Genomic DNA, 18,306 nt, shown 5'->3' on the forward strand with positions numbered 1-18,306 from the left:
GCCGCCCGCGAAAGACCCGCATGTCACTGTCTACCGCATTGAGTATCGCCCAGTCGGCACTTATGAACACCGCGCGACAGACCAGCGTCGTCTCGCGCAACGTCGCCGACGCCACCAACACGGACTATTCGCGCCGTCAGGCCGTCGTCACCAGCACGGCGCCGGGCGCGCGTTCGGTTGATATCCAGCGCGCCACCAACGACCTTCTGTTCCGCCAGAACCTCGGCGCGCTGTCGGCCTGGAGCGGCCAGAACGCGCTCTACAGCGGCATGGATCAGCTAGGTGTTGCGGTCAATGGCGTCGACAATGCGTCCTCACCCTCGACCGCGATTGCCGACCTGCAGAAGGCGCTGCAGCTCTACGCCACCTCGCCGTCCAATCAGAACCTCGGCGCCAGCGTCATCGACGCAGCCAAGCAGGTCGTGCGCTCGCTGAATGAAGGCTCCAAGGCCGTCCAGGATTTCCGAACCCAGACCGACGGCCAGATCGCCACGGCCGTCGACGACCTGAACTCGCTGCTCAGCCAATTCCAGGATGCGAACACGGCGGTCATGTCCGGAACCCGTTCCGGCACCGACGTTTCCGACGCGCTCGACCAGCGTGACGCGCTTTTGAAGAAGATTTCGAATTATGTGCCGGTGTCGACCTTCACGCGTGGCGACAATGACATGGTCATCACCACCGGCGACGGCACGACATTGTTCGAGACGATACCGCGCACGGTCACCTTCGCGGCATCCGCCGGCTACACCGCAGGCGCGGCAGGCAATGCCGTTTATATCGACAATGTGCCGATCTCGGCGGGAGCCGGCGGCAACACCAGCGCCAGCGGCACGCTTGCCGGCCTGCTGCAATTGCGCGACGGCGTCGCCTCGACCATGCAGAGCCAGCTCGACGAGACAGCGCGTGGCCTGATCACCGCCTTTGCCGAGACCGCACCTTCGATGCCCAATGCAGCCGGCCTGTTCACCTGGTCGGGGGCGCCGGCCATCCCGGCCGCGGGCACGCTGGTCAACGGCCTTGCCGCTTCCATCAGCGTCAATGCGGCGATGGACCCGAGCAGCGGCGGCAATCCGACGCTGCTGCGCGACGGCGGCGCCAACGGAGCCGCCTATGTCGCCAACACCGGCGGCGGCGCATCCTATTCCACCCTTCTGGTTGCCTATGGCGACCGGCTCGACCAGCCGATGACCTTCGACCCCGCAGCCGGGGTTTCGGCAACCTCCAGCGTTTCCGACTACGCGGCCAATTCGATCGGCTGGTTCGAAGGCTTGCGCCAGCAGGCTTCAACCGCTTCCGACGCCAAGGAAGCACTGGCCTCGCGCAGCGCCGAGGCGCTGTCCAACGCGACCGGCGTCAATGTCGACCAGGAAATGTCGCTCCTCCTCGACCTCGAACACACCTATCAGGCATCGGCCCGGATGATGAAAACCGTCGACGACATGCTGACGGCCTTGCTCAACGCGGTGGGATAATCCATGACTTCAGTCTCGTCAGCCGCTTTGTCGAATGCCATGCGCTCCCAGCAGATGCGCATGCAGGCCGATCTCGTCAAAGCCACGAAAGAATCCTCGACGGGCAGGGTCGCCGATGTCGGGCTGGCTCTCGGCGGGCGCACCACCCAGGCCGTCACCTTCCAGCGCGATCTTGACCGGCTCAACGTCATCATCGATTCCAACGGCCTGGTCGGCGCCCGGCTCTCCTCGACGCAGACCTCGCTTAGCCAGCTCTCCAGCGCCGCGCAAACCTTTCTGTCCGCCCTGACCACCGCTTCATCAAGCGATTCTTCCAACAGTCTCACCCAATCCTCCGGCAAGGCGACCATCCAGCAGCTGACCTCGATCCTCAACACCAGCGTCAATGGCGAATACCTGTTCGCCGGCACCAACACCGACGTCAAGCCGATCAACGACTTCACAGCTGCCGGCTCCCCCGCCAAGGCGGCATTCGACGCCGCTTTCGTCGCCAACTTCGGCTTCACCCAGGACGACCCGACAGCGGCCAACATCACGGCTGCCCAGATGGACGATTTCATCACCAATGATGTCGCGCCGCAGTTCACGGGCGCGGGTTGGCAGGGCAACTGGTCGAACGCCACCGACCAGCAGATCGTCAGCCGCATCGCTCTCAACGAGACCACCCCAACCTCGACCAGCGCCAACAGTGATGGCATCCAGAAGCTCGCAATGGCCGCAGCCATGGTCAGCAGCCTGATGTCCAGCAACATCAGCCAGGCCGCGAAGAATACGGTCGTCAGCCGCTCGACGGCAATCGTCGGCGAAGCTCTGAGCGGCATTGCCCAGATTCAATCCGAGACCGGTATCGTCCAGAAGCGGGTTTCCGATGCAAACGACCGCATGAAAACGCAGGTCGACCTTTTCGAAAGGCATATTCTCGATCTGGAAGGCGTCGATCCGGCCGAAGCCGCGACCCGGGTCGCGGACCTGACCCAGCACATCGAAACGTCCTTCGCGCTGACCGCACGCCTGCAGCAGCTCAGCCTGTTGAATTACCTGACCTGACAACGCTTAACGGAACGGTAGAGCCCCAACGATGTACCAATTCTCCTACGCCGACATCCAGAGCACCTCCGTTGCCGACGCGAAGGACCGCGAGCGGGAGCTCCTGACCCGCTCGATCGACATGCTGGCGGCGGCGGCGGCGGCCGGCCACAGTTCGATGGAGGCGATCGAGGCGCTGCATTTCACCAACCGCGTCTGGACCGCCTTCGTCGAGGATCTCGGCTCCAGCGACAACGCCTTGCCCAAGGAGCTGCGCGCCAACCTCATTTCCATCGGCCTGTGGCTGCTGCGCGAGGCGGAAGACATTCGCCAGGGTCGCACCAACAATTTCGAAGGGCTGATCGAGGTGTCCCAGATCATCAGGGACGGCATTCAATGACCAACACGCTGAAGATATCGCTGAAGCCGAACGAGAAGATCTACATCAACGGCGCCGTCATCCGGGTCGACCGCAAGGTCACCGTCGAATTGATGAACGACGTCCAGTTCCTGCTCGAAAGCCATGTGATCCAGGCCGACGACGCCTCGACACCGCTCAAGCAGCTGTATTTCATCCTGCAGGTCATGCTGATGAACCCGGCCGGCGCGGCCGCCGCGCGCGACATGTTCCGCCGTTCGCTACCGCTGCTGCTGGCAAACTTCGAGGACACCCAGATCTGCGGGGCGCTGAAACAGATCGACCGCATGGTCGGCGAGGATCATATCTACGAGGCGCTGAAGGCAATCCGCGCGCTTTATCCGCTCGAACGCCGCGCGTTGGGCGGCAATGACGATGTTCCGGGTGCCCAGCGCCCGCTGGCTGTGGGAGCACGATACTGATGAATGTGGATATGACGACGACGATACCGACCGGCGCCAACCAGGCCACCGCGTCGACTTCGAAGACAGCGGTCGACTACCAGTCCTTCCTCAAGCTTCTGATCGCCGAGATGAAGAACCAGGACCCGACCAAGCCGATGGATTCGACGCAGTATGTCGCCCAGCTCGCCACCTTCTCGCAGGTTGAGCAATCGGTGCAAACCAACACCAAGCTCGGCCAGATCATGCAATCCTCGGCACTGTCACAGGCCGACGCGCTGATCGGGCGCTCGATAACCTCCGCCGACGGCAAGACGACGGGCACGGTGGCCTCGGTGCGCCTCGCCAGCAGCGGTCTCATCGCCGTGTTGCAGAATGGCACGGAAGTCGCGGTAGGCCCGGGAGTCTCGGTCAAGGCTGCGAGCTGACGCTTTCGACAGAGAGCCAGTCCCATGAACGAGGCCGACGCTCTCGATATCGTCCAGTTCGCGGTATGGACGGTGCTCACCGCGTCCGCGCCGGTGGTGCTGGTCGCCATGGTGGTCGGCATCGGCATCGCCCTCATCCAAGCGCTGACGCAGGTTCAGGAGATCACCTTGACCTTCGTGCCGAAGATCGTCGCCATCATGCTGGTGGTGGCGCTGACCGGCCCCTTCATCGGCAGCCAGATATCGGCCTTCACCAACGTCATCTTCGAGCGCATCCAGAACGGCTTCTGAGCCAGTTCCAGGAAGGTGTGCCGCGACATGCCATCCGCAATTGCGCGAAGACAGACGCCCGCCGGTCCCTAAGCGCCTCCGGACGTGCCGGGAGAAAGAGCGTGGACCGCCTCTATCCCATTGTTGGACCATGAGCTTTTTCGAAAGACGTTCGCCCTTTGCGACGCCATGCCCTACTTTCGGCAAATGATCTTGAGCAAACGGATCATCTGACGAATCGGCACGACATGGCAGGAACCTCCGATGATTGACGAAAAGCCGGAAAGCGAGAGCGTCTCGTCGCTGGCGCCCTTCCGGCACGGCATTTTCCGCGCCGTGTGGGCCGCAAGTCTCGTCTCCAATTTCGGCGGCCTGATCCAGGGCGTCGGCGCCGCCTGGATGATGACCACGATCGCCACCTCGCCCTATCAGGTGGCCCTGGTTCAGGCTTCGACCACCTTGCCGATCATGCTGTTTGCGCTCGTCGCCGGCGCCATCGCCGATAGTTTCGACCGGCGCAAGGTGATGCTGGTCGCCCAGACCTTCATGCTGGTCGTCTCGGTGCTTCTGACCCTGTTCACCTATTCCGGCTTGATCACGCCGTGGACGCTGCTTGCCTTCACCTTCCTGATCGACAGTGGCACCGCGCTCAACAGCCCGTCATGGCAGGCCTCCGTCGGCGACATCGTTCCTCGCAATAAGGTGCCGGCCGCCGTAGCGCTCAACTCGATGGGCTTCAACCTGACCCGCAGCGTGGGCCCCGCGATCGGCGGTATCATCGTCGCCGCGGCCGGTGCGGCCGCCGCCTTCGCGGCGAACGCGGTGAGCTATATCGGCCTGATCGTCGTGCTGGCGCGCTGGAAGCCGGACGTGCCGGTATCGACCTTGCCGCGCGAGTCGCTGGGTGCCGCCATGGGCGCCGGCCTGCGCTATGTCGCCATGTCGCCCAACATCGGCAAGGTGCTGGTCAGAGGCGCCGCTTTCGGCTTCAGTGCCGGCGCGGTGCTGGCGTTGCTGCCGCTGGTGGCGCGTGACGTCGTCAAGGGCGATGCGCTGACCTACGGCATCATGCTCGGCGCCTTCGGCATCGGTGCGGTCGGCGGCGCCTTGATCAGCGTCAGGCTGCGGCAGCTGCTGTCCAGCGAGACGATGGTGCGCTGTGCTTTCGCCGGCTTCGCCGTCTGCGCCTTCAATGCCGCCGTCAGCCAGCATGCCTGGCAGACGTCGCTCGGCCTGCTTGTCGGCGGCGCTTGCTGGGTGATCGCGCTGTCGCATTTCAACGTCACGGTCCAGATGGCGACACCGCGCTGGGTGGTCGGCCGGGTGCTGTCGGTCTATCAGACCGCGACCTTCGGCGGCATCGCGCTCGGCAGCTGGATCTGGGGCGTCGTCGCCGATGCGCATGGCGCCGAAACCGCGCTGATCGCCGCCAGCATCGCCATGCTGGCCGGCGCCGCCATCGGTCTTTTGCTCCCGCTGCCGCAACAGCAGGTGCTCAACCTCGACCCGCTCAACCGCTTCAAGGAACCGCATTTGGCGCTTGACCTGAAGCCGCGCAGTGGTCCCATCGCCATCATGATCGAGTATGTGATCCGGCACGAGGACGAACCGGAATTCCTCGCCATCATGGCCGAACGCGGCCGCGTCCGCCGCCGTGACGGCGCCCGCAACTGGACGCTGGCGCGCGATCTCGAGAATCCCACCATATGGATCGAGCACTACCACACGCCGACCTGGATCGAATATGTGCGCCACAATGGACGCATCACCCATGCCGACGCCGTCATCGGCGAGCGCGTGCGGGCGCTGCACAGCGGCGACGAGCCGCCACGCGTGCGGCGCATGATCGAGCGCCCAACGACCGCCGGCACGACGCTTGTGATGGCCAAGGGGCCGATCGAGCATTAATGTATATCGCCAAAAACTGCGCGGCGGTTTTTGGTGGAAGTGCGCGGAATCTGAGGCTGTGATCGCTGCTCTACTTTGCCAGCAGCGCGAGAAAATTATCGAGGCTTTGCCGCATCAGCAACTCGGCCTTCTCGGCGCCGCCCCATTGCGCACTGGCCGTCGATCCACATGCGGGCAAGCCCGTAGACCAGGGCTCGCGCCTGCAGCGGAATGCCTTCCATATCCATTGTTCGCAGTTGGCGGGCAGCGCGCGCGTCTTCCAGGATCCGCACCATCATGCCGCGGATTTCTTCGTTGAGTTCAACAAGCCTCTCGGAGGCGTCGAAATCGATCGCCCGGCGCATCGAGATGATCTGGAAATGCGTCGGGTTGTCGATGACCCAGCGTAGATAGGCGATGCCGAGCGCCCGGCGGCTACGACATATGGCTGACCTTCGTGATCGCCGAGGGCAAACGCGCGGTGCACGACGTCCACTATTGGCCCTATGTGGCGCTTCTCGTCGCCGTCATAGCCATGCGCTGGTGGGGTGGAAAAACGCGAGCGGTTGCCCGCTAGCCTTCCCGCTAACCCTCGCCCGACAGGTCCCGGCGCGCCTTGTCGAGTTCCTCGGCATAGCGCCGCATCAGATGGCCTTCGGTCAAGAGCCCCAGAACGATATGGTCGGTGAAATCCTCGACCACGGCGAGTTCTTCGGCGCCCGCGCGCTGGAACGTCTCAGCAGCAGCCTGCACGTTCATGCTCGGCACCAGCACCGCGTCCTTGTACTTGGCAAGATCGCGCACCGCCACCTCGCCATCGGAAGGATCGCTGTGCAGTTCGGCCACGATCAGCACGCCGACATAGTGATCGCCCGCATCGACGGCGATGACGCGCTGGGCCGAGCCAAGCGGCACTTGCCTGCGGAAGGCGGCCAGCGTCGTCGTGGCGTCGATGGTCTTGATGTCCTTGCGCATCATCGAGCCGACGGTGAGGCTGCGCATCCAGCCGACATCGTGGGCGCTGCGGATGGTCTCGCCACGCAGATGGAAGCGCCATGTCGAGAACGAGTAGCCGAAGGTCTCGCGCACCAGTATGGCCGACATGATCGAGGCCGCAAGGACAACACCGGTCAGCGTCAGGTCGCGGGTCGATTCCAACGCCAGGAAGGTCATCGTCAGCGGACCGCCGACGACACCGACGGCGAGCGACGTCATGCCGACGACAGCGGCAACCGCAGGGTCGATGCCGGTTGCCGGCGAGACGACAACCATCACATCCGCGAACGCCTTGCCGAGCAGCGCGCCGAGGAACAGCGAGGCGAAGAACAGTCCGCCGCGAAAGCCCGATCCCAGCGAAACCGCCGATGCCGCCAGCTTGAGCACGAAGACGCTTGCCACCACGGCCAGCCCGTAATTCATCGAGAATTCGCGATGCAGAGCGCCATGGCCGCTGGACAGGACCTGCGGCGTGATCAGCCCCAGCAAGCCAACGATGACGCCGCCGATGATGGGGCGCAGCGACGCATCGATCGACAGCCTGGCAAAACCGCGTTCGATCAGCGTCACCAGCTGCATGATGGCGATCGAGGCGGCACCGCCGAGCAGGCCAAGCATCAGGAACGGCACGTACTGGCTGGCGGTGAGCGCCGGCAGGCCCGAAAGCTCAAGCGGGAACGGCACGCCGCCGAACATTTCGGCGGTCAGCGAGGCTGAGATCGCGGCGGTCATGACAGGCGCGACATTGGCGACCGAGTAGATGCCGATGACCAGTTCGAAGCCGTAGAAGGCGCCGGTCAGCGGTGCATCGAAGGCGGCGGCGATGGCGCCGGCCGCACCACAGCCGACCAGGATTCGGACATCGTTGCGGCGCAGCCGGAAGATGCCCGCCAGCCGCGAGGCCAGGCCGGACCCGACCTGCGTGTAGCCGGCTTCCAGCCCGACCGAGGCGCCAAAACCGCTGGAGATCATCGTCTGGCCAGCAATAATGAAGGTGTCGGTCAGCGACATGCGCCCGCCATAGAGCGCGTTGGCCTCGATCGGGTCGATCGGGGTGCGGAATTTCCGCTTCCGCAGCCAGATCACCGTCAGCCCGAGCAGGATACCGCCGATCGCCGGGATCAATGCCTGCATCGGATTGGCGAGTGAGAACATGCCGGAAAGCCGACCGCCGGGCTGAACGCCGAACAACAGCCCGTGCAGATCCTGCACGATCTGACTCATCGCCGTGACCAGGATGCCGGCCATGACGCCTACGACGCCGGCCAAGATGACCACGGCGATGCCGCGCGCCTCGAGCAGCGGCACCGATCGGATCAGCACCGCGCGCAGCCGGCGGGCGTAGACTTGCGGTTGGTTTCTGGAAAGCACCGTGGCGGCTCGCCGATATCAAAAGGCAGTGGAAAGCCCGCCTGATACGCCCGGCGACACGGCATGGCAACCACAATGGCGACAGACAAGGCGCCATTGTGGTGCGAAACAGACCCCAGATCGATCAGGTCGGCATGGGCTCGCCGGCTTCATAGAGCACGAGGTTGCGCTCGCCGATGCCCAGCGCCGGCCAGCTTGCGCGCCAGTCGGCAAGGTGCGGCGAGCGAAAATGCGCGTCGAGCGCTGCCCTGTCGCCCCAGACTTCCGTGACCCGGATGAGTCCGGCATCGAACACATCCTGCGCATAGGAATATTCGACACAGCCGGGCTCGGCGCGGCTGGCGGAAACCATGCGTTCCATCGCGGGCTTGGCTTCCTCCAATTTGTCTGGCGGCAAGCGGATGGTGCCGATGATCAGAAGCATGGGTTTTCCCTTCTTTACGAAGCCGGCCCGCACGCCCACCTGCTCACGATCGTTCGAACTAGCCAATCTCCCACCCTCGCGCAAGCTTGGCGGGCTACTCTCGCAGGGCTGTCGCGCGCTCGGCAGGCTTCGAATTTGGGGACGACATGGCGATCAGCGAAAGCATTCAGCCCGGCGCGGTGGCCAAGAATGGCCGCGACGTCTTCTTTGCCATCGGCATCGTCATCATCCTGGCCGTGCTGTTCCTGCCGATCCCGGCCTTTCTCATCGACATCGGCCTCGCCTTCTCGATCGCGCTTTCGGTGCTGATCCTGATGGTGGCGCTGTGGATCCAGCGGCCGCTCGATTTCTCGTCATTCCCGACCGTGCTGCTGATCGCCACCATGCTGCGGCTGTCGCTCAACATCGCTACCACGCGCATGATCCTGTCGCACGGCAATGAGGGCACGCACGCCGCCGGCTACGTCATCGCCGGCTTCTCCAAGCTGGTGATGGCCAGCGACTTCGTCATTGGCCTCATCGTCTTCATGATCCTGATCGTGGTGAACTTCATCGTCATCACCAAGGGCGCCACGCGTATCGCCGAAGTCGGCGCCCGCTTCACCCTCGACGCCATCCCCGGCAAGCAGATGTCGATCGACGCCGACCTCTCCGCCGGCATGATCGACGACAAGACCGCACAGCTGCGCCGCCGTGAACTGGAAGAAGAAAGCTCCTTCTTCGGTTCGATGGACGGCGCCTCTAAATTCGTCCGCGGCGATGCCATCGCCGGCCTCATCATCACCGCCATCAACATCGTCGGCGGCATCGCCATCGGCTACATCAGGCACGGCATGGGCATGGGCGAAGCCGCCGACGTGTTCATCAAGCTGTCGGTCGGCGACGGCCTCGTCACCCAGATCCCGGCGCTGATCGTTTCGCTCGCCGCCGGCCTGCTCGTCTCCAAGGGCGGCACTCGCGGCTCGACCAACCAGGCGGTGTTCGGCCAGCTCGGCGCCCATCCGCGTGCCCTGTACGTCGCGGCATCGCTGCTGGTGCTGCTTGGCCTGATGCCCGGCCTGCCGCTGTTCCCGTTCTTCGCGCTCGCCGCCGGCATGGCTGGCCTCGGCTACGTCATCCCGATGCGCCACAATCGCGCCGTCGCCGAAGCCGAGGCAATCAAGGATCAGGAAAAAGCGACCAAGGTCGAGGAGGAGAAGAACTCGGTCAAGGCCTCGCTCGCCACCGCCGAGATCGAACTCTTGATCGGCAAGCAGCTGTCGACAAGGCTGCTGACGTCGCATCAGGAACTGGTTTTTCGCATGGGCAAGATGCGCAAGAAATTCGCCACCCAGTATGGCTTCGTCGTACCGGAAGTGCGTGTCGCCGACGATTTCGCCATCCCGCCGAAGAGCTACCAGATCAAGGTGCACGGCACCGTGGTGGCCGAATATCAGATGCGCGTCGGCGAGATCATGGTGCTGCTGGGCAACCGCGACATACCCGAAATACCGGGCGAGGAAATCCGCGAGCCGGCCTTCGGCATGCGCGCCTATTCGGTGGTCGAGGCCTTCGCCGAGGATCTGAAGCGCGAGAACTACACCTTCGCCGACAACATGTCGGTGCTGCTGACCCATCTCTCCGAGGTCATCCGCAACAACCTGCCGCAGCTTCTGTCCTACAAGGACATGAAGGCGCTGCTCGAGCGGCAGGACCAGGAGTATCGCAAGCTCGCCGACGAGATCTGCACCACGCACATCTCCTACCCCGGCCTGCAAGCGGTGCTGAAGCTGCTGCTCGCCGAGCGCGTCTCGATCCGCAATCTGCACCTGATCATCGAGGCGATCGCCGAGATCGCGCCGCATGTGCGCCGCACCGAGCAGATCGTCGAACATGTCCGCATCCGCATGGCCCAGCAGATCTGCGGCGACCTCTCCGAGGGCGGCGTGCTGAAGGTGCTGCGCCTCGGCAACCGCTGGGACCTCGCCTTCCACCAGAGCCTCAAGCGCGACGCCAAGGGCGAGGTGCGCGAGTTCGACATCGACCCGCGCCAGCTCGAGGAGTTTGGCCAGGACGCGACCAAGGCGATCAAGAAATATCTGGAAGCCGGCGAGCGTTTCGTCCTCGTCACCGCGCCCGACGCCCGCCCCTATGTGCGCATGATCATCGAGCGGCTGTTCACCACGCTGCCGGTACTCAGCCATGTCGAAATCGCCAAGGGCGTCGAGATCAGGGTGCTCGGAACCATATCGTGAGCGTGCTTTCGCAAGGCGTCGTCATCGCGGCGTTCCTCGCCTTCTGCCGCATCGGTGCCTGCTTCATGCTGATGCCGGGCCTGTCCAGTGCCCGCGTTCCCGTCCAGGTCAGGCTGTTCGTCGCGGTCGCCGCCACCGGCGGCCTGCTTGCCTTCCTGTGGGACAAGATCTTTCCCTTCGTCGATCCGCGTCCGCAAATCCTGGTGCCGATGATCATCTCGGAACTTCTGGTCGGCGGCCTGATCGGCGCCATGACCAGGCTCTACATGGAAGCCCTGCGCTTCATGGGCTCGGCCATCGCCATGCTGGTCGGCTATGGCGGCACCGGCGGACCGGCGATCGAGGAGCCCGAACCCCAGGCTGCCCTTGCCGCCATCATCTCGTTTTCGGCCCTGCTGATGCTGTTCGTCTTCGATTTCGACCACGAGATCATACGCGCGCTTGTGTCTTCCTACACGGTCGCGCCGGTCAACATCTTCTTCAACCCGCAGGCCGCACTCGTCGATGTCACCGACACGGTGTCGGACACCTTCTTCCTGGTCATCCGCCTCGGCAGCCCGTTTGTCGCCTATGCCATTCTCGTCAACCTGACGATCGGCTTCGTCAACAAGCTGACCCCGCAGATTCCGATCTATTTCATCTCCCAGCCCTTCATCATCGCCGGCGGCATGATCATCTTCTATTTTGCCGTCGGCACCATGCTGTCGTTGTTCGTCGATGGCTTTGTCGACCTGACATTGGCGAGATAGAAATGAGCCCACGCAAGGACCGCCTCCGAAAACTGGTCAAGGTGCAGGAACAGCTGAAGGCGCTGCACGAAACTCGCCACGCCACCTTCCTTGCCGCAGCCAGTGCCGCCGAGACCGAAGCCCGCGATCTGGTGGGGCATTTCGACCAAAACAATTCTCTCTCCGGCCTGTTTCCCGATCTCTACCACCGCCGCATCGCCCAGGCCGTCGTCCGCCAGGAGGCGAACTTGGCAAATGCGAAGCAAGAAGCCAGCCTCATCGCCGCCGCGACCGCCCGCACCAACATGGTCGAGCGCGCCTACAAGGATGTGCGCGACCGCGACGAGCGCGAACGCTCCGACCGCGAGCGGCTGGACATCATCGCGCAGAAGCGAAACGGAGAGTAGTGCCGGGGTGCAGAGAGTTGGCCCAAATCTATCAGGCTAATCCTCTCAATGTCCGGAATTACGGTTGCGAAGAGCGCCCATCCGCCTGTTGCTGGAATTGCCGGTCGACGTTCATGCTTACTTCAGTGACCAGCTTGCGGCGAAGAGCAACAGCGTAGTCGTTTGGTCCCTTCGGCGTTATGACAAAGGCTTGGGATCCGCCAATGACCGATTTGGCAAAATAGGATGCCAATGGTTGGTCGGGATTCTCGTCTTCCGTTGGAATAGCGATCGCGTTGATCGTGTATCCCTTGGCAATAGCGTTCAGCCTGCTCGGCTGAACGGGAAGTCCGTCGTTGTTCTCACCATTGGAAGAGATGTCGATTACTTTCTTGGCCGCCTTTCCGGGAAACTGGTCGAGCAGAAGACTTCCAACGTCGATGGCCGAAGAAACGGATGTCCCGCTTCGCCCTCTACGAATATTGCCGGTATCGCCTCTCTTGCTGATCACCGAGGCGGCCGCTTTGGCATCTTCCAGCCCACAGATGCTTGTCCACGGCAGCACGATGCGTGTGTGGCCAGGGCTCGACCATTCAAAGTAGGCCACGCTGATGCAGCCAACATAATTCCGGGTGATGGCCGCGATAATCTCGGGCGAAGTGAGCGCCGCGGCATGTCCCTCGCGCTGCAGGTCGGCAATCTCCGGATCAATCGAGGACGAGAAATCAACCGCGAATACGATGGCAACATCGACGTTGGCCGCGTGTGCCTGCGGTCCCCAAAACACCGAAGCGGCAAGCGTTCCCACCAATCTTAAATATGAACCGAACTGCTTTGCCGGCCCTCTGGCAGATCGCTTCAACGACTTCAGAATGCCCCCGCGTACCGCCTGCGCCTGCTCTTGAAAAGGGACCAATGCTGACAAGGCACCTACGTCCTGATGCACATTTCCGAACATGTTATTCTCCATCTCGACAACCGGTCGTTTTCAAAGCGTCCATTTTCAACATGTGGAAATTTGGCGAGGAGCCTTGGTCCCAACGCCGAACAGCAGCAGATCGGCCCTGGTCCATAAAAGATAACAGCCGAGCAAGGTCAGAGGCATGGCGAGTGCCGCGAAGGAGCCGCCCGACCAGACCTCCGGCAAAGCCCAGCCGAGTGCGACGCTTGTCGCCAAAATTGCGGGCAAACGGCTGGCGAGCACCGCACTACGGAAGGGATCGGGCCAGGCAGCCGGCCATAGTGGAACCGGCATGCCCGGCTTGTGGAAGGTGCTGCCGAACTTGCCCAGCGCATGCAGCAGGCCGGACGTGGCCGCAAGCAGCGGGTCGCCAAGCAGCAACAGGGCAATGCCGAGCGCGATCGCGCCTATGCCCGACAGGAGATCGCCAGCACGGTTGAGGGCGGGATCGGGAGCGTCGGGCCTTGCCCATGCCCGGTGATAGACCTCGCCGCCCCAGAAGAAGATCAGGGTAGCCAGGGTCAGCGCAACGGTGCCATGGCTGCCGGCGAAATAGTCGATCATCGCCTTGATGACGCTGCTTCCCTCATGCAAGTCGACCGGCACGGTGGCAATCTGGATTGCAAGACCTACGATGAGGCCGAGCGCGTTGCCGCTGTTGTAGTAGCCGCCGGGTCCGTTCATGCGGACGCGAAACGCCGATACCAAACGTGCGAGCGGAATTACCCGCGCCTTCATCGCAGCGACCTCGCGACACGTCCGGTCGCCATCGACACGATCGAAGCCATCGGCGCGATGCCGAGTGGCGGTCGGGTTGGGAACAAGATTCGCATCACCGGCAAGTGTCACCACGTTTCTCCAATGGACCTGAATTGAGGACGGGATTATCCCTCGCCCAGGCTGCAGGCACAGCCGCATGGGCAAGCGCCGCGTCGAAGGGAATCGGACCGGCCAGCGAGGGCGTGCGTACCCGCGGCGTTCGGTTCGACATCGCGACGGACAGGATCGCACCGAGAATGATCGCGGCACCCAGTGCGCCCGCGGGTGAGGTCCGTTCGCCAAGGAAGATCGCCGCGCCCAGCGCCCCGAAAGCCTGCCGCACTCGGCGCGTCGAGATGCGCAAGCACCATCTTTCGCGCGACATTTCCGAAGCCCCACAAAGCGGCTGCAAACAGCAGCAGCAAATTGGCTCTAGTCCTGGACACTCGCCACCCCCCGCGAGCCAAGCCCTTCGTTGACTCGCCCGCCCAATTAGCAAAGCCTAAATGGCCCACCGTTACGGCAGCGCTTGAGCGCGGGGGGCTTGCGGTTGCGAAGCGTTAGTTTTGAGTTAGAATTTCGTCAGGCTGGGGGAGAAAATGCAAAATGAGGACAGCGGCGCCACAAATAGAATCTCACTCTTCGGTGGTTTCCGGATCGAAAATGGAACAGCGGATCCGCTCCGGCTAACAGGGAAACGGGGCCCTGCGATCGTTGCTTATCTGGCCCGGTGTCATGGCATGGCAGCGACACGGGAGAGACTGGCTGATCTGTTTTGGGGTGACAGCGATAGCGAACACTCGCGCAACAGCCTGCGGCAAACCCTCAGCGTCCTGCGCCGTGATCTGTCACGCGCAGGTGTGGATCTTATCCAGTCCCGCGGGGAATTGATCGGCCTCGCGCCAGACGCGGTCCGGGTTGACGTTGAAGAATTCGAAGCAGGGCTCTCGGCCCGTTCCGTGCAGGAACTCGAAAAGGCTCTGGCGAACTACACGGGGCCGTTCCTCGACGGGCTTTATCTGGGAAGCAATGGGTTCGATGACTGGGTCGCATCCGAACGCGACAGGCTGCTGAGCCGCGCACTTGAGGCCTTCGAAAAATTGGCACACCTCGTCGACGCGGAAGCCGGGGTCATCCTGGCCGATCGTGTTCTGGCCATGGAACCGACGCGGGAAGAATCCTATCGACTCAAGATGGAATTGCTCCTCGCATGTGGCCAACGCGACAGGGCGCTCAGGACATATGAGGCTTGCAGAAGCATGCTGAAGAAGGAGTTCGGCGTCGACGTCGGCCCGCAGACGCGAGCACTTTGGCAATCCGTGCTGTCTGCCGCCGACACGGCGTCAAATGTACAGTCGGCAAATACTGCTCCAGCCAGCCAGCGCCTCGGGCGTCCATCGATCAGCGTTGCCGACTTCATCAATCTGACCGGAAAGCAAGGCGACGACTTTTTCGCCAAGGGACTCGTCCAGGACATCACCACAGCCCTCTCCGAGGTAGCCGATTATGTCGTGCTCTCCGCGCTTCCGCTCGTTGAGAAAAGCGACCCTGCCGAAGAAACCAAAGTCCCGGGAATGCTGCGGGCGCGATATGTGCTCAGCGGCAGCGTCCAGAGATCCGGCAACGGGCTGAGGGTGAACATCCAGCTTGTCGATGCCGCCGGCGGCCACAACGTCTGGGCCCAGAAGTTCGACGGCCACTCCGAGAACGCGCTGGAATTCCAGGACAAGATCGCACAGGCTGTTGTCCTGGCAGTGATCCTCGACCTTCAACTGACCAACTGGAAAGTCCGCGACAAGAGCCCGCCTGGTCCCCCTGAAGTGCGCAGGTTGGTGAACGAAGCTCTCATGAAGTATTTTGAGATGACCCGGGACTCGCTGTTGGTCGGGTTGGAGCTTGCCGAGAAGGCTGTCTCGATAGGTCCCGACAACGCTCGTGCGAAGCGGACGCTCTCGATCATAATTTCCATGGGCGTGGCGTTTGGCTCGCTGCCCCGGGAGCCGGGTCAGATCGAGCGTGCGGTCGAGCTTGCGGAAGCAGCGGTACGGGCGGTGCCTGACGACGAAATTGCCCGCTGCATCCTGTCATTCGCTCTCGAAAGTTCCGGCCGTATCGACGAGGCGATCGCCGAATGCCAACATGCGATCAGCCTCAACCCAAGCTATCCGACCGGCCACGGCGACATTTCGATGCTCTTTGCGTTGCGTGGACAGGTCGGTGAGGCGGTGCGTGAGGCCAACGAGGCAATCCGGCTCGGAACGCATGACGTCATCGACTTCTGGCGTCACCATGGCCTGGTTGTGGCGCTCTTCGCCGGCGGAGACAACCAGCGGGCGCTCGAAGCCGCCCGCAAAGTGGTCAGGACAAAGCCGGGATTCGTTCGCGGCGCCCTCTATTGGGCCGCGGCCGCGTCGGCGACCGGGAACAACGAAGAGGCCTCACGGGCCATCCATCATTGCCTGTCACAACTTCCACATCTCAACATGGGTAATGTCTGCCCCGGCTTTGTGCCTCGTTATGTGAAGGACCATCATCACACGAGATTCCTTGAAATGCTGTCGAGGGCTGGCCTTCCTGCTTCCTAGTCGAACCTGGCTACGCGACCGGGATCCGGAGAAACCAGATCAGGCCTGCCGCTTGGCAAGCCTGCCACAAGCTTGTTGAGGCATTGTCTGGCTAAGGAAAACCGACAAAAGGCGGACTTTCTTGGCGATTTCTCCACCCAGCGACATCGTTATGGATGTGGCCCGAGCCGTCGACCCGACGGATATCGAGGCCGCCCGTGCCGCGCTGACAAAGCGGGCCGGCGGTGCTTTGGGCACGTTCTCGGTAGACACCGCCGCTTCGGTCGATGCCGGCTCGATCCTGTCGCGCGCCACCGCCGACAAGGCCGCCGCGTCAACCGACCCCGCCAAGAAATTCAAGAAATTCGAGGCGATGGTGCTGCAGACCTTCATCCAGAACATGCTGCCCAAGGACACCGAAGGCGTCTATGGCAAGGGCCTGGCTGGCGATATGTGGAAATCGCAGCTTGCCGAGCGGGTGGCCGACGTCATGGCAGAACGCGGCGGCATCGGCATCGCCAAGTCGATGCTCGCCGACCACTACCTCGAAGGCAAGCGCGTCGTGCCGGTCGGTCCGGTTTCGGGCGGGCCGGAAAAGACCGAGATCGATCAACAGAACAGCCTGTCAACCTCGCTGGTGCATGAATTGCAGCGCAGGGCGGCGCGGTCGATCACCGGTGACGAGGCGACCATCAAGACAGACATCAAGATCTAGGGCATGCGCCGGAACCGGGAACCGGTTTTGGGAAAGATCATGCTCAACCACCGAGATAGTGCGTATCCGAGTTTCAATCTAACCAGACCGGGATTTTCATGGCCGACTTTTCGGAATTCACCCCCAACCTGCCAGCCCGCACGACCACGTCGGAAGCGCCGATCCCGTTCGCGCGGCCTGGCAACCTCGCCGCCATCATCGGCCGCATCGAGGAAGTGGTCGAGGAAGAGACGGCCGGCATCCGCAACGCCACCAACTACGATCTCAAGGCGTCGAACGCCCGCAAGAGCCGCTACCTCTACGAGCTGACCCGCGCCATGAAGGGCGGCAGCGAAGCCGAATTCCTCGAACAGCACCGCGAGGGCCTGACCCGGCTGCGCCAGAAGCTGGCGAAGAACGAGGCAGCGATCCTGGCGCACCTCAGCGCGGTCAACGAAGTTGCCAGCCTGCTGCGGCACGCCATCCAGCGCGCGGAAACCGACGGCACTTATTCCGCCGGCGAGTTCGGCTGGATAAAGGCATGATGCTGAACGCAAGGGACACATCGGCGATCCTGCCCAGGCTAGAGGGGAGTGCCGCGTTGCCATTGCAAGGGAATGACCAAGGGGATGGCAAGGCCTGATGATCAAGGTCATCGCCATAGCCGTCTGGATCTGCGCCGCCACGCTGGGAGCCGTGTTCTATTCCTTCCAGGCGGCCGGTGAGCGCGGTGTCGGCGAAAAGCCGAAGCCGATGCTGGGCGGCCTCGACTACGTCAAGACCGACATCATTTCGGTGCCGCTGATCCGCGATTCCCAGATCGGGGGCTATTTCCTGACCAAGCTCGTCTACACGGTCGAACCCGAGCAGATAAAGAAGCTGTCCATTCCGGCGGAAGCGCTGATCACTGACCAAGTCTACTCCTACCTTTATTCCAATCCGCAGATCGACTTCACCAACAAGGCGACGATCGATCTCGATGCCTTCCGTGCAGCGATCCGCGATACCGTCAACGCGCGTGTCGGCGCACCCTTGGTGCATGAGGTTCTGATCGATCAGGTCAATTTCCTCTCTAAGGACGAAATCCGCGACAACTGGCTGCGCCGCAAGAAAAGCGAGACGGCGAGCGAAATGACCAAGCCGTTCAAGGAACACTGAGTTGCCCAGCTCACAGGCCCCGATCGCATCGGGCCTCAGCCGCCGCGAGGGCAGGAACCAGCCACCGGAATCCGCGTTGACGTAAACGTCAACCCAAAGCTATATGCGGCAACGACCGTGATCGCG

Annotated in this window: 20 protein-coding genes; 14 read left to right on the plus strand and 6 right to left on the minus strand. The window is 62.8% G+C overall.

The annotated features are described in order from the left end of the window. The first annotated feature begins 20 nt into the window (after window positions 1-20). The 7 genes from flgK (at window position 21) to ASD12_RS05405 (ending at window position 5,926) form a co-directional block, all read left to right on the plus strand. Window positions 21-1,475 carry a flagellar hook-associated protein FlgK gene (gene flgK, locus ASD12_RS05375; RefSeq protein ID WP_056582642.1) on the plus strand — a complete coding sequence of 485 codons (1,455 nt, stop codon included), beginning with the start codon at window positions 21-23 and terminating at the stop codon, window positions 1,473-1,475. A 3-nt stretch (window positions 1,476-1,478) separates the two neighbouring features. Then, window positions 1,479-2,522 carry a flagellar hook-associated family protein gene (locus ASD12_RS05380; RefSeq protein WP_056582644.1) on the plus strand — a complete coding sequence of 348 codons (1,044 nt, stop codon included), beginning with the start codon at window positions 1,479-1,481 and terminating at the stop codon, window positions 2,520-2,522. 31 nt (window positions 2,523-2,553) lie between these two features. Next, entirely contained in the window at window positions 2,554-2,901 is a 348-nt protein-coding gene (gene flaF / locus ASD12_RS05385) for a flagellar biosynthesis regulator FlaF (RefSeq protein WP_056582645.1), read from the plus strand. Beyond that, entirely contained in the window at window positions 2,898-3,341 is a 444-nt protein-coding gene (flbT, locus tag ASD12_RS05390; RefSeq protein ID WP_056582647.1) for a flagellar biosynthesis repressor FlbT, read from the plus strand. The genes flaF and flbT overlap by 4 nt, the downstream gene beginning before the upstream one ends. Next, on the plus strand, window positions 3,341-3,748 hold the full coding sequence (gene flgD, locus ASD12_RS05395; protein ID WP_056582649.1) for a flagellar hook assembly protein FlgD: 408 nt from the start codon (window positions 3,341-3,343) through the stop codon (window positions 3,746-3,748). The genes flbT and flgD overlap by 1 nt, the downstream gene beginning before the upstream one ends. Before the next feature lie 24 nt (window positions 3,749-3,772). Next, window positions 3,773-4,039: a flagellar biosynthesis protein FliQ gene (gene fliQ, locus ASD12_RS05400; RefSeq protein WP_056582650.1), complete on the plus strand. Its 267-nt coding sequence runs from the start codon at window positions 3,773-3,775 to the stop codon at window positions 4,037-4,039. A gap of 243 nt (window positions 4,040-4,282) precedes the next feature. Continuing rightward, the gene (locus ASD12_RS05405) at window positions 4,283-5,926 is read left to right on the plus strand and encodes an MFS transporter (protein WP_056582653.1); all 1,644 of its coding nucleotides are present in this window, start codon (window positions 4,283-4,285) and stop codon (window positions 5,924-5,926) included. Between the two features lie 95 nt (window positions 5,927-6,021). On the opposite strand, the gene ASD12_RS05410 is transcribed toward ASD12_RS05405, so the two are convergent. The 3 genes from ASD12_RS05410 to ASD12_RS05420 all read right to left on the minus strand — a co-directional run bounded on the left by ASD12_RS05410 (window position 6,022) and on the right by ASD12_RS05420 (window position 8,696). Continuing rightward, window positions 6,022-6,351, minus strand: coding sequence for a TetR-like C-terminal domain-containing protein (locus tag ASD12_RS05410; RefSeq protein ID WP_082525258.1), 330 nt, complete (start codon window positions 6,349-6,351; stop codon window positions 6,022-6,024). A 139-nt stretch (window positions 6,352-6,490) separates the two neighbouring features. Further along, window positions 6,491-8,272, minus strand: coding sequence for a chloride channel protein (locus tag ASD12_RS05415; RefSeq protein ID WP_056582657.1), 1,782 nt, complete (start codon window positions 8,270-8,272; stop codon window positions 6,491-6,493). 124 nt (window positions 8,273-8,396) lie between these two features. Then, the gene (locus tag ASD12_RS05420) at window positions 8,397-8,696 is read right to left on the minus strand and encodes a putative quinol monooxygenase (protein WP_056582659.1); all 300 of its coding nucleotides are present in this window, start codon (window positions 8,694-8,696) and stop codon (window positions 8,397-8,399) included. Between the two features lie 146 nt (window positions 8,697-8,842). Between ASD12_RS05420 and flhA the strand changes: the two genes are divergently transcribed. Genes flhA through ASD12_RS05435 form a run of 3 tightly spaced genes read left to right on the plus strand, consistent with a single transcriptional unit; the run spans window position 8,843 to window position 12,065 of the window. Then, window positions 8,843-10,930, plus strand: a complete 2,088-nt coding sequence (gene flhA, locus ASD12_RS05425; protein ID WP_056582661.1) for a flagellar biosynthesis protein FlhA — start codon at window positions 8,843-8,845, stop codon at window positions 10,928-10,930. Continuing rightward, the gene (gene fliR, locus ASD12_RS05430; RefSeq protein ID WP_013529768.1) at window positions 10,927-11,679 is read left to right on the plus strand and encodes a flagellar biosynthetic protein FliR; all 753 of its coding nucleotides are present in this window, start codon (window positions 10,927-10,929) and stop codon (window positions 11,677-11,679) included. Before flhA ends, fliR begins: the two co-directional genes overlap by 4 nt. Before the next feature lie 2 nt (window positions 11,680-11,681). Continuing rightward, entirely contained in the window at window positions 11,682-12,065 is a 384-nt protein-coding gene (locus ASD12_RS05435) for a hypothetical protein (RefSeq protein WP_056582663.1), read from the plus strand. 58 nt (window positions 12,066-12,123) lie between these two features. Here the strand turns inward: ASD12_RS05435 and ASD12_RS05440 are convergent, their stop codons facing one another. Genes ASD12_RS05440 through ASD12_RS34775 form a run of 3 tightly spaced genes read right to left on the minus strand, consistent with a single transcriptional unit; the run spans window position 12,124 to window position 14,149 of the window. Next, complete coding sequence (locus ASD12_RS05440) at window positions 12,124-13,002, minus strand: DUF1194 domain-containing protein (RefSeq protein ID WP_056582664.1); 879 nt, start codon at window positions 13,000-13,002, stop codon at window positions 12,124-12,126. 45 nt (window positions 13,003-13,047) lie between these two features. Beyond that, the gene (locus ASD12_RS05445; protein ID WP_244482746.1) at window positions 13,048-13,854 is read right to left on the minus strand and encodes a hypothetical protein; all 807 of its coding nucleotides are present in this window, start codon (window positions 13,852-13,854) and stop codon (window positions 13,048-13,050) included. Then, window positions 13,838-14,149, minus strand: coding sequence for a hypothetical protein (locus ASD12_RS34775; protein ID WP_057143073.1), 312 nt, complete (start codon window positions 14,147-14,149; stop codon window positions 13,838-13,840). Before ASD12_RS34775 ends, ASD12_RS05445 begins: the two co-directional genes overlap by 17 nt. A gap of 214 nt (window positions 14,150-14,363) precedes the next feature. Between ASD12_RS34775 and ASD12_RS05455 the strand changes: the two genes are divergently transcribed. The 4 genes from ASD12_RS05455 (at window position 14,364) to ASD12_RS05470 (ending at window position 18,180) form a co-directional block, all read left to right on the plus strand. Beyond that, window positions 14,364-16,349 carry a BTAD domain-containing putative transcriptional regulator gene (locus ASD12_RS05455; RefSeq protein ID WP_056582669.1) on the plus strand — a complete coding sequence of 662 codons (1,986 nt, stop codon included), beginning with the start codon at window positions 14,364-14,366 and terminating at the stop codon, window positions 16,347-16,349. An 82-nt stretch (window positions 16,350-16,431) separates the two neighbouring features. Further along, window positions 16,432-17,043: a rod-binding protein gene (locus tag ASD12_RS05460; RefSeq protein WP_056582671.1), complete on the plus strand. Its 612-nt coding sequence runs from the start codon at window positions 16,432-16,434 to the stop codon at window positions 17,041-17,043. 98 nt (window positions 17,044-17,141) lie between these two features. Beyond that, window positions 17,142-17,567: a hypothetical protein gene (locus ASD12_RS05465; protein ID WP_056582673.1), complete on the plus strand. Its 426-nt coding sequence runs from the start codon at window positions 17,142-17,144 to the stop codon at window positions 17,565-17,567. A gap of 97 nt (window positions 17,568-17,664) precedes the next feature. After that, the gene (locus ASD12_RS05470) at window positions 17,665-18,180 is read left to right on the plus strand and encodes a hypothetical protein (protein WP_056582676.1); all 516 of its coding nucleotides are present in this window, start codon (window positions 17,665-17,667) and stop codon (window positions 18,178-18,180) included. Window positions 18,181-18,306: the final 126 nt, after the last annotated feature.

It is taken from the genome of Mesorhizobium sp. Root102 (assembly GCF_001425625.1).
In the GTDB taxonomy this organism is placed as follows: Bacteria; Pseudomonadota; Alphaproteobacteria; order Rhizobiales; family Rhizobiaceae; genus Mesorhizobium.

Coding starts and splice junctions, on each gene's coding strand:
- flgD (WP_056582649.1), top strand. CDS start 3,341: ATGAATGTGGATATGACGACGACGATACCGACCGGCGCCAACCAGGCC.
- ASD12_RS34775 (WP_057143073.1), bottom strand. CDS start 14,149: ATGTCGCGCGAAAGATGGTGCTTGCGCATCTCGACGCGCCGAGTGCGG.
- ASD12_RS05440 (WP_056582664.1), bottom strand. CDS start 13,002: ATGTTCGGAAATGTGCATCAGGACGTAGGTGCCTTGTCAGCATTGGTC.
- flgK (WP_056582642.1), top strand. CDS start 21: ATGTCACTGTCTACCGCATTGAGTATCGCCCAGTCGGCACTTATGAAC.
- fliQ (WP_056582650.1), top strand. CDS start 3,773: ATGAACGAGGCCGACGCTCTCGATATCGTCCAGTTCGCGGTATGGACG.
- ASD12_RS05435 (WP_056582663.1), top strand. CDS start 11,682: ATGAGCCCACGCAAGGACCGCCTCCGAAAACTGGTCAAGGTGCAGGAA.
- ASD12_RS05465 (WP_056582673.1), top strand. CDS start 17,142: ATGGCCGACTTTTCGGAATTCACCCCCAACCTGCCAGCCCGCACGACC.
- flhA (WP_056582661.1), top strand. CDS start 8,843: ATGGCGATCAGCGAAAGCATTCAGCCCGGCGCGGTGGCCAAGAATGGC.
- flbT (WP_056582647.1), top strand. CDS start 2,898: ATGACCAACACGCTGAAGATATCGCTGAAGCCGAACGAGAAGATCTAC.
- ASD12_RS05380 (WP_056582644.1), top strand. CDS start 1,479: ATGACTTCAGTCTCGTCAGCCGCTTTGTCGAATGCCATGCGCTCCCAG.
- flaF (WP_056582645.1), top strand. CDS start 2,554: ATGTACCAATTCTCCTACGCCGACATCCAGAGCACCTCCGTTGCCGAC.
- ASD12_RS05470 (WP_056582676.1), top strand. CDS start 17,665: ATGATCAAGGTCATCGCCATAGCCGTCTGGATCTGCGCCGCCACGCTG.
- ASD12_RS05420 (WP_056582659.1), bottom strand. CDS start 8,696: ATGCTTCTGATCATCGGCACCATCCGCTTGCCGCCAGACAAATTGGAG.
- ASD12_RS05455 (WP_056582669.1), top strand. CDS start 14,364: ATGCAAAATGAGGACAGCGGCGCCACAAATAGAATCTCACTCTTCGGT.
- ASD12_RS05405 (WP_056582653.1), top strand. CDS start 4,283: ATGATTGACGAAAAGCCGGAAAGCGAGAGCGTCTCGTCGCTGGCGCCC.